The sequence below is a fragment of the Carboxylicivirga sediminis genome, assembly GCF_018156225.1.
Classification (GTDB): domain Bacteria; phylum Bacteroidota; class Bacteroidia; order Bacteroidales; family Marinilabiliaceae; genus Carboxylicivirga; species Carboxylicivirga sediminis.
Map to the genome: position 1 here is coordinate 1 of NZ_JAGTAR010000004.1, position 15,102 is coordinate 15,102.

Annotated in this window: 10 protein-coding genes and 1 pseudogene; 10 read left to right on the top strand and 1 reads right to left on the bottom strand. The window is 42.7% G+C overall.

What is annotated here, in order from left to right:
* The 5 genes and pseudogenes from KDU71_RS03850 to KDU71_RS03870 all read left to right on the top strand — a co-directional run.
* Positions 1 to 225 (top strand): annotated as a pseudogene (locus tag KDU71_RS03850) (bifunctional 4-hydroxy-2-oxoglutarate aldolase/2-dehydro-3-deoxy-phosphogluconate aldolase); the annotation flags it as partial.
* A gap of 11 nt (positions 226 to 236) precedes the next feature.
* Positions 237 to 1,541 carry an MFS transporter gene (locus tag KDU71_RS03855; RefSeq protein WP_212188591.1) on the top strand — a complete coding sequence of 435 codons (1,305 nt, stop codon included), beginning with the start codon at positions 237 to 239 and terminating at the stop codon, positions 1,539 to 1,541.
* Positions 1,542 to 1,558: 17 nt separating this feature from the next.
* The gene (gene kduI / locus KDU71_RS03860) at positions 1,559 to 2,404 is read left to right on the top strand and encodes a 5-dehydro-4-deoxy-D-glucuronate isomerase (protein ID WP_244828168.1); all 846 of its coding nucleotides are present in this window, start codon (positions 1,559 to 1,561) and stop codon (positions 2,402 to 2,404) included.
* A 48-nt stretch (positions 2,405 to 2,452) separates the two neighbouring features.
* Entirely contained in the window at positions 2,453 to 3,256 is an 804-nt protein-coding gene (locus KDU71_RS03865; RefSeq protein WP_212188592.1) for a gluconate 5-dehydrogenase, read from the top strand.
* 2 nt (positions 3,257 to 3,258) lie between these two features.
* Positions 3,259 to 4,419 (top strand): DUF4861 family protein, encoded by a 1,161-nt coding sequence (locus KDU71_RS03870; RefSeq protein WP_212188593.1) that lies wholly within the window; start codon positions 3,259 to 3,261, stop codon positions 4,417 to 4,419.
* Positions 4,420 to 4,477: 58 nt separating this feature from the next.
* Here KDU71_RS03870 and KDU71_RS03875 read toward each other — a convergent pair whose 3' ends face one another.
* Positions 4,478 to 5,056, bottom strand: coding sequence for an RNA polymerase sigma-70 factor (locus tag KDU71_RS03875; protein WP_212188594.1), 579 nt, complete (start codon positions 5,054 to 5,056; stop codon positions 4,478 to 4,480).
* 130 nt (positions 5,057 to 5,186) lie between these two features.
* On the opposite strand from KDU71_RS03875, the gene KDU71_RS03880 reads away from it, so the two are divergent.
* The 5 genes from KDU71_RS03880 to KDU71_RS03900 all read left to right on the top strand — a co-directional run bounded on the left by KDU71_RS03880 (position 5,187) and on the right by KDU71_RS03900 (position 15,045).
* The gene (locus KDU71_RS03880) at positions 5,187 to 6,161 is read left to right on the top strand and encodes a FecR family protein (protein WP_212188595.1); all 975 of its coding nucleotides are present in this window, start codon (positions 5,187 to 5,189) and stop codon (positions 6,159 to 6,161) included.
* 156 nt (positions 6,162 to 6,317) lie between these two features.
* Entirely contained in the window at positions 6,318 to 9,581 is a 3,264-nt protein-coding gene (locus tag KDU71_RS03885) for a TonB-dependent receptor (protein WP_212188596.1), read from the top strand.
* Positions 9,582 to 9,600: 19 nt separating this feature from the next.
* Positions 9,601 to 11,280: a RagB/SusD family nutrient uptake outer membrane protein gene (locus KDU71_RS03890; protein ID WP_212188597.1), complete on the top strand. Its 1,680-nt coding sequence runs from the start codon at positions 9,601 to 9,603 to the stop codon at positions 11,278 to 11,280.
* Between the two features lie 149 nt (positions 11,281 to 11,429).
* Positions 11,430 to 12,980, top strand: coding sequence for a hypothetical protein (locus KDU71_RS03895; RefSeq protein WP_212188598.1), 1,551 nt, complete (start codon positions 11,430 to 11,432; stop codon positions 12,978 to 12,980).
* 109 nt (positions 12,981 to 13,089) lie between these two features.
* Positions 13,090 to 15,045 (top strand): glycoside hydrolase family 97 protein, encoded by a 1,956-nt coding sequence (locus tag KDU71_RS03900; RefSeq protein WP_212188599.1) that lies wholly within the window; start codon positions 13,090 to 13,092, stop codon positions 15,043 to 15,045.
* Positions 15,046 to 15,102 lie beyond the last annotated feature (57 nt).

Here is a 15,102-nt window from a genome sequence, read left to right on the forward strand (position 1 = left end):
TTTGTAAAGGCCGTTAAAGCCCCCATGCCTTGGACCGATGTCATGCCAACAGGTGGCGTTACCTGTGAGAAGGAGAACTTATCAGAATGGTTTGCAGCCGGCGTAACTTGTGTAGGTATGGGATCCAACCTGTTTCCGAAATCCATTATGGAAGCGAAGGATTGGAAAGCGCTTGAGCAAAAGGTAGCCTTATTGATACATACCATCGAACAAATCAGAAACTAAGATATTTTATCATGACAAAATCAACAACACAGGTGTCGAAGTATAGATATCGTATACTGGCCATGCTGGTGTATGCTACAACCATTAACTATTTCGACCGAAGCATTATTGGGGTAATGGCTCCAACCCTGGAAAAAATGTTCCATTGGAGTAACACCGATTACGCCAACATTATGATTGCCTTTAAAGTAGCCTATGCAATTGGTATGCTTACCATGGGAGGGATCATCGACCGCTTAGGAACCAAAAAGGGTTATACATTGGCAATTGGTATCTGGAGTTTGTTTGGTATGCTGCATGCTGCTGTTCGACCGGCTTTTAGTGTTATTGGTTTTGCGGCTGCCCGTTTCGGATTAGGCTTTGGTGAATCAGGACATTTTCCGGCCGCTCAAAAAACAGTTGCTGAATGGTTTCCTAAGAAAGAACGTGCATTTGCAACAGGCTTATTCAATGCTGCCACCAGCATTGGTGCCATTATGGCACCATTTATTGTTGGATGGATAGTGGACGAATACACTGGCCAAAACTGGCAAATCCCATTCCTTTTTACAGGTGTTCTGAGTTTTATCTGGATTATTTTATGGCATCGGATGTATAAAAAACCTGAAGATCATCCGAATGTGACTAAGGAAGAGCTGGCATATATTAACGCCGATACTACGGCCGAATCAGATGAGAAGATAGCCTGGAGAAAAGTGTTGCCAAAGCGTCAGACCTGGGCTTTTGCAACAGCTAAAATTACCGATGCCGTCTGGTGGTTTTATCTGTTCTGGGGAGCTAAGTTCCTGGCCGATACTTTTGATGTGAACATTAAGAACATCGGTATACCTTTCCTGATTATGTACCTTCTGGCCGATGGTGGCAGTATCTTCGGAGGTTGGTTATCAGGAGCTTTTATGAATAAAGGCTGGACAACCAATAAAGCGCGTAAGATGACATTGTTGCTTTGTGCGCTAATCATTCTGCCTGTAAGCTACGTGGCTATTACGGATAGTAAATGGCTGGCAGTGGTGTTAATTGGTATTGGCGCTGCAGGTCATCAGGCCTGGTCGGCCAATATTTTCACCCTTGTTTCTGATGTCTTTCCTAAAAAAGCAGTAGCTTCAGTAACTGGCATTGGGGGTATGATTGGAGCAGTGGCTGGTATTGTTGGGGATAAACTGTTGGGTACAGTACTTGACACGGCTGGTAATACCGGGTATTTCTGGGCATTTATGATTGCTGGATTCGCCTATCTGTTTATCCTTGGATTGGTACACTTGTTAATGCCAAACATGACCCCATTGGACGAAAACCTGAATGAAGTAAAAGAATAAGTATAAATATAGAAAATATGACAACAGTGAATTACGATCGTCGCAGGGCCTGTCATCCGGGTGACGTGAAACAATACGATACAGAGAGATTAAGAAAAGAGTTTTTGGTTGAGACACTTTTTGTAAAAGACGAAATTAACCTGAGCTATTCACAGTATGAGCGTTATATTTTAGGTGGCGCTTTTCCGGTGGAGCAGGCTTTGGTGATGGAAACCATTGATGCCATTAAGTCGGAGTACTTTTGCGAACGCCGCGAATTGGGTGTTATCAATATTGCCGGTGATGGTGTGGTGAAGGTGGATGGAAAAGAGTATCCCCTAACAGCTAAGGAAGCGATTTATATTGGCCGTGGCAGCAAGGAGATTGTTTTCTCAAGTGTTGATAAAAACAATCCGGCTAAATTTTACTTAAGCTCTACACCTGCGCACAAAGAGTATCCAACTACAATTGTGAATAAGGAAAAAGCCAATATTCTAAACCTTGGGTCGCAGGCCACCAGTAATGAGCGCACCATTTACCAGTTAATCGTTCCGGGTATTGTAGAATCGTGCCAATTGGTGATGGGGCTGACGGAGTTGCACGAAGGCTCGGTGTGGAACACCATGCCAAGCCATACGCATGATCGCCGCATGGAGGCATACTTCTATTTTGAAGTGCCACAAGGGCAGGCCGTGTGTCATTTGATGGGTGAGCCCCAGGAAACACGTCACCTTTTTATGCACAACGAGCAGGCGGTGTTCTCTCCAGAGTGGGGTATCCACTCGGGTGTGGGAACCAGCAATTATTCGTTTATCTGGGGTATGGGAGGCGAAAACCTGGACTATACCGATATGGACCATATTCAGCCAGATGAACTGCGATAAGCAGGAATTGAATTGATGACAATTATTAAGAAAAGAAAATAGGGAATAATGATACAAGAATTATTTAATCTGGAAGGTAAAGTAGCTCTGATTACAGGTGGTACACATGGCATTGGAATGGCCATTGGTAAAGTGCTTGGTAAAGCGGGTGCAAAAGTTTGTGTCAACGATTTATCGGAAGAAAAACTGGCAGCGTGTAAAGCAGAATATGCTAAAGAAGGTATCGATGTTTATACCTTGGTTTTTAATGTGACCGATGAAGCAGCCGTTGATACCGCCATTTCCCAAATCGAAGCCGATCTTGGAGGGGTAGATATACTGGTAAACAACGCTGGTATTATCAAGCGTGTTCCAATACTGGATATGCCTGTTGAAGATTACAAGCAGGTGATTGATGTGGATTTGGTAGCACCATTGATTGTGGCCAAGCGCGTAGCACCTGGTATGATTAAAAAGCGTGCCGGAAAAATTATCAATATGTGCTCCATGATGAGCGTGTACGGACGTAACTCGGTATCGGCCTACGCTTCGGCTAAAGGTGGCTTAAAGCTGTTGACAGCCAATATGTGCTGTGAATGGGCTAAGTACGGGGTTCAAATTAATGGTATCGGCCCTGGTTATATTGCAACCTCGCAAACGGCTCCAATTCGCGAAGACGGTCATCCGTTTAATGACCTGGTAATGATGCGTACCCCGGCAGCCCGTTGGGGTGAGCCCGAAGATATTGGTAACGCAGCCCTTTTCTTAGCGTCCAAAGCCAGTGAATTTGTTAACGGACATATCTTGTACGTTGATGGTGGTATCCTGGCTAACTTTGGCTATGTGAAAGGCGAAAACGATATTGAGGAATAGCTATGAAGCAAATTGTTTTAGTTCTGTCGGTTGTTGTGCTGCTTGTTATGAGCAGCTGCAGCCGTCAGCAGTTAAAGGTAACTGTCAGCAATCCCTCTGATTTTGAGCGAAACAATGAAATGGTGACTGTTAGCCTGGTCAATAATAAACTGGATGGTGATGAGTTTTCTGTGAAGGAAGAGGGTTCTAATCAGGTTATTAAGAGTCAGTTGGTTGATAGTGATGATGATGGTGTTGCTGATGAATTAATCTTCATGGCCAATTTACCGGCCAATGCCTCAAAGCAGTTTGTTATTTCTATCGAAAGACAAACAGTTACTGATGATAGTATCAAAACATTCGCCCGCTTTGCTCCTGAGCGTACTGATGATTTTGCATGGGAGAATGACCGGGTGGCTTTTCGTACCTATGGGCCAGAAGCTCAGCGTATGGCGGAAGCTGGTGAGCCGGGAGGAACCTTGTCAAGTGGTATCGATTGCTGGCTAAAAAAAGTGGATTATTCCATTATTAACAAGTGGTATCAGGGCAATGTGGATGAGCCAGGCTATTACCATATCGACCATGGGGAAGGACTTGATAACTACCATGTAGGGCCCAGTCGTGGATGCGGTGGAACAGGCGTTATGATTGACGGACAACTGTATGCGTCTAAAAATTTCACGAGCTACAAGGTGCTTAACAATGGACCTGTACAGAGTGATTTTGTGTTGGAGTATGAGGCTTATACCGCCAAAGACCAGTTGATTAAAGAAACCAAGTATGTGAGTATTGCATTGGGCCGTAACTTTACCAAATATATAATTGAGGTTGAAGGTGCAGATACACTGACAGTTGGACTGACGCTGCACGACAAAGAAGGCTTGGTTAGTACCAATGAATCAGCTGGCTGGATCAATTATCACACTCCTCATAAAGGGGAGATGCTTAGCAGTGCTATTATTGCACAGCCAGGTTATTTGGCAGGTACATCCATCATTGAGTCTGATGCGAAAGATGAAAGTCATGCCCTGATGCACCTAAAGGTGATAGATGGTAAAGCGGCGTTTTATGCCGGGTTCAACTGGAGTGCCAGTAAGCAGTTTAGTGGCAATGATGCGTGGGAACAATACCTGACTCAACAAGCTAATGCAATGGTGAATCCGATAGAAATAATTGTTCGCTAAGATTTTGATAGTAAGTTTGTATGTGATTATCCTCGTCAATGGCTTTGGCGGGGATTTTTTATCCCCAAAACTGCCCCAGGTAATACAATAATGGCAGGTAGTCCTTCAATTCTTTACGCAGGTGCCTGAGGGCCTTGCTAATGTGTTTTTCTACAGCCTTTTCACTGATATCAAGTTGAGCCGCAATTTCCTTGTTCTTAAGGTCCATTCGTCTACTCATCAAAAATACCTCGAGGCATTTTGGCGGAAGTTGTTGAAGTGCAGCCTCGTATTTGTCATTTAATTCTTTTTCAATTAAACTGCTGATGGCATCGTTTTGCATTTCGTAATGCTGAACTTCTTTTATCGATAGCTGGTCACTATCCGTTGTTCGTTCTTTTCTTTGCAAATGTTTGAGGCACTTATTGCGGGTAATGCCAAACAGGTAACTGTTGAGTGATGTGTTAATCTCCAAACTACTGCGTTGTGTCCAGATGGCCATAAAAACATCCTGTACTATATCCCGCGCTTCATCCTCATCAATGAATTTGCAGGCATAGTAAAAAAGTGACTTCGAATATTTGGAGAATAACTCCTTGTAGATAGTCACCTCGCCATTTTTAATGGCTTGTAATATGATTTTTTCAGATGGATTCATGGATTCCCTAATCGCTTCAAATATACGTAATCCACAAGTAAAACAAAGGATAAACCTCAGTTTCAAAAAAAATCACATTTAGAGGTAGGGTAAATCGCAATTACCGGAACATACTATAAAAACAGAAGTAATGGAGATGAGTGAAGATGTATTGATACAATATATAAAAAGAGAGCTCCCGGCTGATGAGATGGACAAAGTTACACATCAACTCAAGCTTGACAAAGAGCTGTTTCATCAGTATATACAGTTGAAAGATATCTGGGATTATACTGGCCTTACAAGCGATGTTCACCAGTATGATGTGAAAAGAGAGTGGAAGCGATTACCAGTTCGTTCTGCCGGAAGAACTGGTTTTATGCGATTGGTAGGTATAGCAGGTATCGCAGCTGCTGTGGTCATCGCCTTTTTTGTTGGTCAGCTGATTGAAAAAGGCTCAGATAACAATGCATTGCTAAGTGGCGCACATGTGTTCACGGCACCCGAAGGGCAAATAACCAATGTTACCCTGGCTGATGGTTCAACCGTTGTTTTGAACGAAGGCTCAAGTTTGAGTGTGCCTCTAAATTTTGGAACTGACAATCGCAGCGTGGAGCTTAGCGGTGAGGGTTACTTCGATGTTAGTAAAAACAAAGAACTGGTGTTTTCTGTCAAATCCGGTAAGCAAGAAGTAAAAGTGTTGGGAACTGTCTTTAACATTAGGGCCTATACTGCAGAAGATAAGATGATTACCACGCTCGAGGAGGGCATCGTTAGATGGGAGATGGAAGAACATCATATCACACTAAAACCAGGCATGCAAGTGGTGTATGATACCCGACTGGGGAATATTGAGCAGAATACGGTGGATATTCATTCGGTGAAACAATGGGCACTGGGTCGGTATTTATATGAGGATGCTGGTTTGAAGGAGATTGTTGCTGTCATCGAAAAGTGGTATGGCGTAACAGTTAACTGGCAACCGGCTGACTTTGCCGGACAACATTTTAACGGCGTTATAAAGCGATCGGCCTCATTGGAGGAAACGCTGGAGTTAATGAAAGTGATGCTGCCTATTGAATACACAATCAATGGTCAACAAGTAACAATTAAGCGAATGAGATAAATAAAAAATCGGGAAATGCTACCAACATTTCCCGATTCGATAACGATGTCTTGCAGGACATCAATAATAGTAATTTAACATTTCAAATTTATGAAAAAAAAGTGGAACTGTTGTTTCCTCTTTAAGGAGAGGACTACAACAAAATTCGTCAGGGTTATGAAACTAAGCATGCTATTGCTAATAGTATCGTTTATGCAGCTTACGGCAAGTACCTACTCGCAGAGTAAATCCAGTATTACGCTGAAGCTGAAGGATGCAACGATTGAGGAAGCCTTGAAATCGATTCAAAACAATGCAGGAATCGATATCTATTTCCAGTCGGAGATGATACCTAAAGGTGCGAAAGTAGACATCAATGCCCAATCATCAACCATTGGTGAGATCATGGATGCTGTGTTGGCCAAAACCGGTTTAACCTATCGCATGATTGATGATAATATTGTCATTGTTCCTCAACAAACGCTTAATCAGGAAGCCGGGCAACAACAGATTGTTGTTAAAGGAAAAGTAACAGATGTTAATGGAGAGCCTCTGCCGGGTGTAAATGTGTTTGAAAAAACCAATACAACTAATGGAGTAATAACAGGTATTGATGGCGATTATACCATCAATGTTTCATCAGCCGATGCTGTTCTAACATTTTCTTTTATCGGATTTCAGGAGCAGGAAATTGCCATTGGTAACCGTACCACTATTGATGTGGCATTGGTTGAGGAAGTAACCGACCTGAACGAAGTGGTGGTAGTGGGTTACGGCACACAGCGTAAGGCTAACCTGACTGGGGCGGTATCGGCCGTTAAAGGTGATGAATTAGCTAAACGAACTGTTACTGATACCCGCCTGGCATTACAAGGTGCGGCAACAGGGGTAACGGTTATTGACCGTGGTGGTGTTCCTGGTTCCGAAGAGGTAAGTATTAAAATACGAGGCAATACATCTTTATCTGCCGGCAGTGATCCTTTAGTACTGGTAGATGGTATTGAGATGCCCATTAAAGAAGTGAATCCTGCAGATATCGAGAGTGTATCGGTATTGAAGGATGCGGCTTCCAGCTCAATCTATGGTTCTCGTGCAGCCAATGGGGTTATCCTGATAACCACCAAACGTGGTAAGGAAGGTAATTTTGTTGTGAACTACGATGGACATATGGGCTGGCAAACACCTGCTACGCTTCCTGAGTTGGTAAGCGCTGCTGATTACCTGATGCTGGTGAACGAGGCAAAAGTTAATGCCGGATTACAACCTAAATATTCGCAGGATTACATTGATAAAACAGTTTCTGGTACTGATCCTATCAACTACCCATATACTAATCTGTTTGAGGAATTGTATGAAACAGCTCCAATGCAAAATCATTCCTTAAGGGTGAGTGGCGGTACCGATAAAGCGCGTTTATCACTTTCTGTCAACTACCTCGATCAGGATGGTATGTTGAAGAATATCAATACAAAGCGTTATGGCTTAAGACTAAATACTGACTTTATTGTTAATGATCGACTGAATATCCGGACAGACATCAGCTTCAACCGTCGTGATAACGAAAAACCATCGCGAATTGGAGATGCGATTTCTAATATTGTTGGGACTTCACCGGTATTTTTATCGAAATATCCTAACGGCTTATATGGCTTGAATAAAGACAACAAGAGCCCATTAGCTGCATTGGAGGTAGGTGGAATGGCCGAATCAGAAAGCGAGTTGCTCAATATGAAAGGTGGATTTGACTATTTTATTTTAAATGATTTAAAGTGGACTTCCGATTTATCCTATAAGTCATTGAGCACACGATCGCATACTTTCTATGCCGAGCATAAGTTCTATGATCCGTTTGAGGAAGATCGGGTTGTAACACAGTGGTACCCAAGTGAGTTGTTTGATAATCGCTGGATGGAGAAGGAAACCTACTTTAAAACCATGCTGAACTACAACAAAAAGCTGAATAGCCACAACTTATCGGCATTGGCAGGTTTCGAAGCGATTGAGCACAACGCCTATCTTTTGGAAGGGGCACGTAAGAATATCTACAGTCCTGATTATGCAGAACTAAACACGGGTGATGCCGAAACAAAAGATAACAAGGGATACCGCGAAGATTGGGCCTTATTATCCTACTTTGGACGCTTAAACTACGATTACAATCAGAAGTATCTATTGGAGGCCAACGTCCGTTATGATGGTTCATCACGTTTTGCCAAAGGCAACAAGTGGGGCTTCTTCCCATCATTTTCAGCCGGATGGCGTATCTCTGAGGAAGACTTTTTGGCAGGTACAGAGTTTATCGATAACCTGAAACTGAGAGCATCATGGGGTGAACTGGGTAACCAGGATATTGGCTACTACCGATTCACATCGCCCGTATTTGCCGGATACGATTATTCGTTTAACGACAAGGAGGCCAGTGGCTACTCACAGTGGTACTTTGCCAATGAAGATGTTACATGGGAAACCACTGAGATTCTTGATATTGGTTTTGATTTAACCTTGTGGCAGGGCAAATTAGGTCTTGTAGCCGATTGGTTTAAGAAAGATACACATGATGTATTGATGACTTTACCTATTTCAACCATGGTAGGTCTGGCACCAGCTGAATCCAACGTAGGTAACATACGTAACATTGGTTGGGAGATTTCGGTAACACACCAAAATCGCATTGGTGATTTTGAATATGGTGTAGGATTCAATATCTCAGATATCAAAAATGAGGTGGTAAGTCTGGCTGGCCAGGAAGCCACCATCAGTGGCTGGAATATATTAAAAGAAGGTGAGCCGGTATGGGCACTCTACGGTTATAAGTCTGATGGCTTGTTTCAGTCGCAGCAGGAAATTGATGACGCACCCGAGCAACCGAACCACGCTGATTTAAAGCCTGGTGATATTAAACTGGTTGATATCTCTGGTGATGGAATTATTGACGATGAAGACAGAACCATCATCGGTTCTGATATTCCGCGCTATACCTATAGTATTGACTTGAACATGCGCTATAAAGGTTTTGACCTGACTGCCTTGTTACAAGGTGTGGCTCAAGCCGAGAACTATTTCTATGGAGCTCCAAACGAAGGACCAAACTTCGAGATCTTTACCACAACAAGAGCTTTGGATCGCTGGACACCTGATAATCCTAATGCATCCTTCCCACGATTGGAAGATGCTTCCAATAAGAACAATTACCTGTACAACGATTTCTGGTTAAGAGATGCCTCTTATCTGCGTTTAAAGAACCTGCAGATTGGTTATTCATTTAACAGCAATGTACTGGATCGCATTCAAATCGAACGCCTTCGCTTATATGTGGGTGGTACTAACTTGTTTACAATTACTGATGTTGAAAGTGGATTGGATCCTGAAACCTATGATGGTCGTCCATCTTATTATCCGCCTGTATCAACTTACCTGGTGGGTATGCAAGTAACATTCTAATGGTATTAAAATGAGAAAAATGAAGACATTTAAAATATATTTTTTCGCTCTGGTGCTGATCATGGGAGCGACTAATTGTAGCGACGAGTTTTTAGAGAGAACCCCAAGTGATCAGGTTTCGTCGGCAACATTCTTTCAACAGGAAAAGGACATTGTGTATGCACTCAATGCTGTGTACGACCTTATTGGCTTCAATAGCTGGAATCGCTCCTATGGTAGTGGTACAGACTTGTTGCGCATTGAAGTATTAACGGATAATGCAGTGGATCACCACTCCTGGAATGCTTGCTATGAATTGGGTAATGGAACGGCAAATGCTTATGACGGGTATGTGCAATACCGCTGGCAAGAACGCTACCGTGGTATTCAACGAGCTAACCGCATACTCGAAGGTGCACCTAATGTTGAGGATATGAACCTTGATTACCGCAACCGTTTGGTGGCCGAAGCGACCGTTTTAAGAGCTTATTTCTATTTTGATTTAGTGTATTTGTTTGGCGATGTGCCATTTATAACTTCCAGCATTTTGCCCGATGATTGTGAACCAATTGTTGGTGAGAATGGCGGTTTAATACCTAATCCTAAATGTACGCGTACCGATAAGGATGCTGTTATGGATGCCTTGATAGCTGACTTGGAAGCTGTAACCGATCATCTGCCAAAATCATATGATGCTGACAATAAGGGCCGTGTTACCAAAGGTACTGCCTTAACGCTTAAAGCCCGCATTCACCTCTATCGTGAAGAATGGACACAAGCGGCTGCGGCGGCCAAAGCTGTGATGGATTTGGATGTATATTCACTTTATCCGCAATATGCCAACATGTTCGACTATCAGGGCGTTGATAACCAGGAAGTGATATTTGATATTCAGGTGATGAAGGATGTGTGGGAAGGTGAGTTCTGGTTACCTAACTACGGACCAAACTCTGTTGGTGGATGGAGCTGTTCATGTCCCTTACAGTCATTGGTGGATACTTATGAAACTATTGACGGTAAAACCATTGATGATCCTACTTCTGTTTATGATCCTGCACAACCTTATGCTAATCGCGATCCACGTCTGCATCACTCCATTCTTTACCCTGGTCGTGAATGGCAGGGAGGTGTGTACAATACCATACCAGGAGCCAGCTATCCGGGTTCAATTATCCCGGGCGACGATTTAACTGATGGCACAGGCGGACAGTGGAATAAAACGGCAACAGGTTACAACTGGTTGAAATATATTTCACAGCAAGACATTAATGATGCCAACTACTGGGATAGTGGTATTCACTTCATCATCATGCGTTATGCCGAGGTGTTATTAATGTATGCGGAAGCTAAGATTGAAGCAGGCGATATTGATCAGTCGGTGTATGATGCCATTAATGAAGTACGACAACGTGCTGATGTGATGATGCCAGCTGTTGCAACTGGTAAGTCAGTTGATCAGTTGCGCGAGATTGTACGCCGTGAGCGTCGTGTTGAATTGGCTTTCGAAGGCATTCGCTTATATGATATCCGTCGCTGGGAAATAGCAGAACAGGTGATGCCGGGCGAGGCTGAAGGCTTAACCTACACCGATCCTGATACTGGCAATGAGGTGACTTTGTCAGGCGGTAATCGCAACTTCAACCCTGCCAAGCATTATTGGTGGCCTATTCCTCAGGCCGAGATTGATGTGTCGGGTTTATCACAAAACCCTAATTGGTAAATAGGAACCAAAGTAAGTGTATCCCGGAGATTCTCCGGGATGCCTTACACTTTATAAAGTTAAGGTCTGTTGAATACTATGCCGTTAAGATGTAATGAGAAAATAAATACTTATCGTAATCAACTCATTACGGCTAAATAGCTTCAAAAATGAAAATACAATTGATTGGCCTTTTGGCACTTATAATTATTACAGGTTGCAGATATCGCCAAAGTGATTCGAAGCAAAAGATAACCTATGCAACAGGGGACCTGTCGCTTCAATCTGACAATGCTATTTTACAAGAAGGATTCAACTGGGCTGTTGATAAAACCAGTCAGTTTGTGATGACTGGAAAAAACGGATTAGTAAATAAGGATGAACGTACACCTGAAGGAACAGGTACTGCTGATTATATTCCATCCTATTGGGCCGGGTATTATGATCGCACGGCTTTTTATAGCAGAGACTTTGTTCATCAGGCCGTTGGCGCTCAAATTGTTGGCTTATGGGACGAAAATTACACCATGTTTAACACGTTTGCAGCTAACTCCACCGAAGCAAGAGATTGGTGGACACTGTGGGCGTTTAATTTTGATGGAACGCCACACCACATTGATTACAGAAGCGAAAACAAGTTTGTGAAGGAATTGCCTGCTCAGTTTGAGCTGATAGAAAAGGCTTATAAGCAATACCTCTGGAGTGGAGATAAACGTTATATTAGGGATTCTGTACTATGGAATTTCTATACCCGAACCTTAACGGACTTTATTGCCTTACATGATCCCAATAACAACGGTGTTGCCGAAGGTAAAGGTGGTATATGGGCAGGTAGCTGCACCTATAATGAACGGGGCGAGTACCCGATTGAAGCAGGCGATGGCATTGCGTGTCAATACCAGGCAACCCTGGCCTATGCGCATATGTTGATGGCCCGTGGTGAAGCAGGTAAAGCTCAGCTATGGTATGATAAATCAGCTGCACTAAAAGACTATTTTAATAATGACTGGAGCGTCACAGACGATAGTACATATGCACGCGGATTAAATAAAGAAGGGGTGAAATTAACCGGTTTTGGCAAAGAGAACTCGTGGTTTATGCCTTTGAAATTAATTACAGAGCCGGGTCAGAGAAATGATAACTACCTGGAGTTTATTGCTGATAATCTTGGCAATGGGATTGGAACAACGCCTACTGCTCCTCACAATATCGAAGCCTATACCTATTTGCCTGATATGTATTTCCATTACAACAGGAATGATGAGGGCTGGAAATGGATGAAATATATTTTGTCCGTTAAAGATCTTCCGCACGAGCGTCCTTCTCAGGGCACCAATGGTGATTATCCTGAAATTTCATATACCATCGTTTCACAAGTAGTGGAAGGGATGATGGGAATTGAACCTAATGCGATTGCAGGTCAGGTAAATACGGTTTCAAGATTACCCAAGGATATTAATACTATCAAAGTAAATAATGTTCGATTTGGAGACTATTGTATTGACCTGGAACATGTCGGTGTTCAAAAATCAGTATTAACAAACAAATCTGCACAATCATTAAACTGGGAGGTATGTTTTTATGGAACATATAATACTATTCTTGTGAATGAAATAGTAATGCATGCAGAACAAAAGACTATTAATGGGTCGAAAGTTAGTTTTGTCCAAGTGGATGCGGAGGCTGGCTTATCCATCACTGCAGAAGCTCAGGTACACTAAAAATCAATAACATATCGCAAGCGTTTGCCTGTTGAACTATTCAGTGAGATTTCAACAAATCGCTCCGGAATCGCTTTGTGAAGAACATTTTAAACGATAGATAAGCGCAATGAATCTTAAAAATATAACGTTACTGTTGGTCTTTATAAGCACAGTAGTAACAAATAGTAATGCAAAAGAGAGCCAGGTATCTTCGCCTGATCAAAAGATTAAAGTAACGATTAGTATCGGGGAAGAGATTGCCTATTCGGTTGATTATAAGGGTCAGAAACTGATTGCTCCATCTGCTATATCTATGGATCTGGGGTTTGGTGATGTGCTCGGACATAGACCTAAATTGATGGGGAGTAAAACAACAACAGTTAATGAGGTGCTTAAGCCCGTTGTTAAAGAAAAGCGTGCCGAGGTAAAGAATCATTACAATGAATTAATCCTAAGTTTCAAGGACGATTACCAGCTGGCCTTCAGGGTATTTGACGATGGTATGGCCTATCGCTGGATAAGCAAACGGAAAGGGGATATCACGGTTTATAACGAAGAAGCGAATTTTACGTTTGCTACTAATCAGATGGTGTATTTCCCTGAAACAAAAGGATACATTACCGCTTTTCAACACACCTACAAGTACCTGCCACTAGATAGTATCTCTGGCGAAAGGATGTGTATCACACCTGCCTTGGTGGATGTGGATAAAGGACCAAAGGTGGCCATTACAGAGGCTGATTTAAGAGATTACCCTGGCATGTTTTTAAGCGGTAACAGCAATAATACCTTAAAAGGTAAATATGCGCCCTATATTTTAAAAGGCGACAGGCTAGTGAAGAAAGAAGACATTAAACGAGCAGATTACCTGGCAAGAACAACAGGTACACGCAGTTTCCCATGGCGCGTTGTAACCATTGTCGATAATGATGGTGACTTGCTAAATACAGAGATTGTCTATCGCTTGGGAGAGCCTTCTAAAATCAAGGATCCTTCATGGATTAAAAGTGGTAAGATTGCCTGGGACTGGTACAATGCCAACAACATTTATAATGTGGATTTCCGTGCCGGTTTAAACTATGAGACTTATAAATATTACATCGATTTTGCGGCCGATAATAATATTGAGTATGTGGTGCTGGATGAAGGCTGGTCAAATACTTATGATATCTGGGAGCTGAATGAAGATATGCGCATGGATGAATTGACAGCTTACGCCCTTGAAAAAGAGGTAGGGTTGATCCTTTGGGTAGAATGGAGCACTTTCGATGCTGATATGGAGGCCCTGACCGATAGATTTGTTGAGTGGGGAGTGGTTGGTATCAAAATGGACTTTATGAACCGCGATGATCAGTACATGGTGCGTTTGTATGAAAGAGTGGCTGAAACCTGTGCATGTAAGCAATTAATGGTCGATTTTCATGGGGCTTTTAAACCAACAGGTATCCGTCGTACTTATCCTAATATCATGACTTATGAGGGTGTTGCCGGACTGGAGAACTGTAAGTGGGCTGATTATTCTGATCCAGAGTATGATGTAACCTTTCCGTTTATCCGGATGCTGGCCGGCCCGGCTGATTATACGCCCGGCGCTATGAATACAGCACAAAAGAAAAACTTTAAACCAATTTTTAACCGCCCGATGGGACTGGGTACAAGAGCGCATCAATTGGCTATGTATGTGGTATTTGAAAGCCCTTTACAAATGCTGGCTGATTCGCCAACTGCCTATATTAAAGAAACCGAATGCCTGGCATTTCTTTCAGCGGTGCCTGTTGAGTGGGACGAAACAGTGGTGCTGGATGCCAAGGTTGGGGAGTATATTGTGATTGCTCGTAAACACGGAAACGACTGGTACCTGGCTGCCATGACTGATTGGAACAAGCGGGATGTGACCATTGACCTGTCAAAGATAAGCACTGGCACATTTACCCTGGAAGAATATGCGGATGGTGTTAATGCCGACCGAAATGGTAACGACTATAAAAAAACGATTAGAACCATTTCAAGTGATGAAACCATTGAAGTGAAAATGGCACCTGGTGGTGGATGGGTCGCAATTCTTAGGGGTTCTGAAAACTAAATAATAGTGGTAACTTATACATGTCATTATTGATTTTACTGTTCGCTACAAGTTTGA

Coding starts and splice junctions, on each gene's coding strand:
- KDU71_RS03855 (WP_212188591.1), top strand. CDS start 237: ATGACAAAATCAACAACACAGGTGTCGAAGTATAGATATCGTATACTG.
- kduI (WP_244828168.1), top strand. CDS start 1,559: ATGACAACAGTGAATTACGATCGTCGCAGGGCCTGTCATCCGGGTGAC.
- KDU71_RS03865 (WP_212188592.1), top strand. CDS start 2,453: ATGATACAAGAATTATTTAATCTGGAAGGTAAAGTAGCTCTGATTACA.
- KDU71_RS03870 (WP_212188593.1), top strand. CDS start 3,259: ATGAAGCAAATTGTTTTAGTTCTGTCGGTTGTTGTGCTGCTTGTTATG.
- KDU71_RS03875 (WP_212188594.1), bottom strand. CDS start 5,056: ATGAATCCATCTGAAAAAATCATATTACAAGCCATTAAAAATGGCGAG.
- KDU71_RS03880 (WP_212188595.1), top strand. CDS start 5,187: ATGGAGATGAGTGAAGATGTATTGATACAATATATAAAAAGAGAGCTC.
- KDU71_RS03885 (WP_212188596.1), top strand. CDS start 6,318: ATGAAACTAAGCATGCTATTGCTAATAGTATCGTTTATGCAGCTTACG.
- KDU71_RS03890 (WP_212188597.1), top strand. CDS start 9,601: ATGAAGACATTTAAAATATATTTTTTCGCTCTGGTGCTGATCATGGGA.
- KDU71_RS03895 (WP_212188598.1), top strand. CDS start 11,430: ATGAAAATACAATTGATTGGCCTTTTGGCACTTATAATTATTACAGGT.
- KDU71_RS03900 (WP_212188599.1), top strand. CDS start 13,090: ATGAATCTTAAAAATATAACGTTACTGTTGGTCTTTATAAGCACAGTA.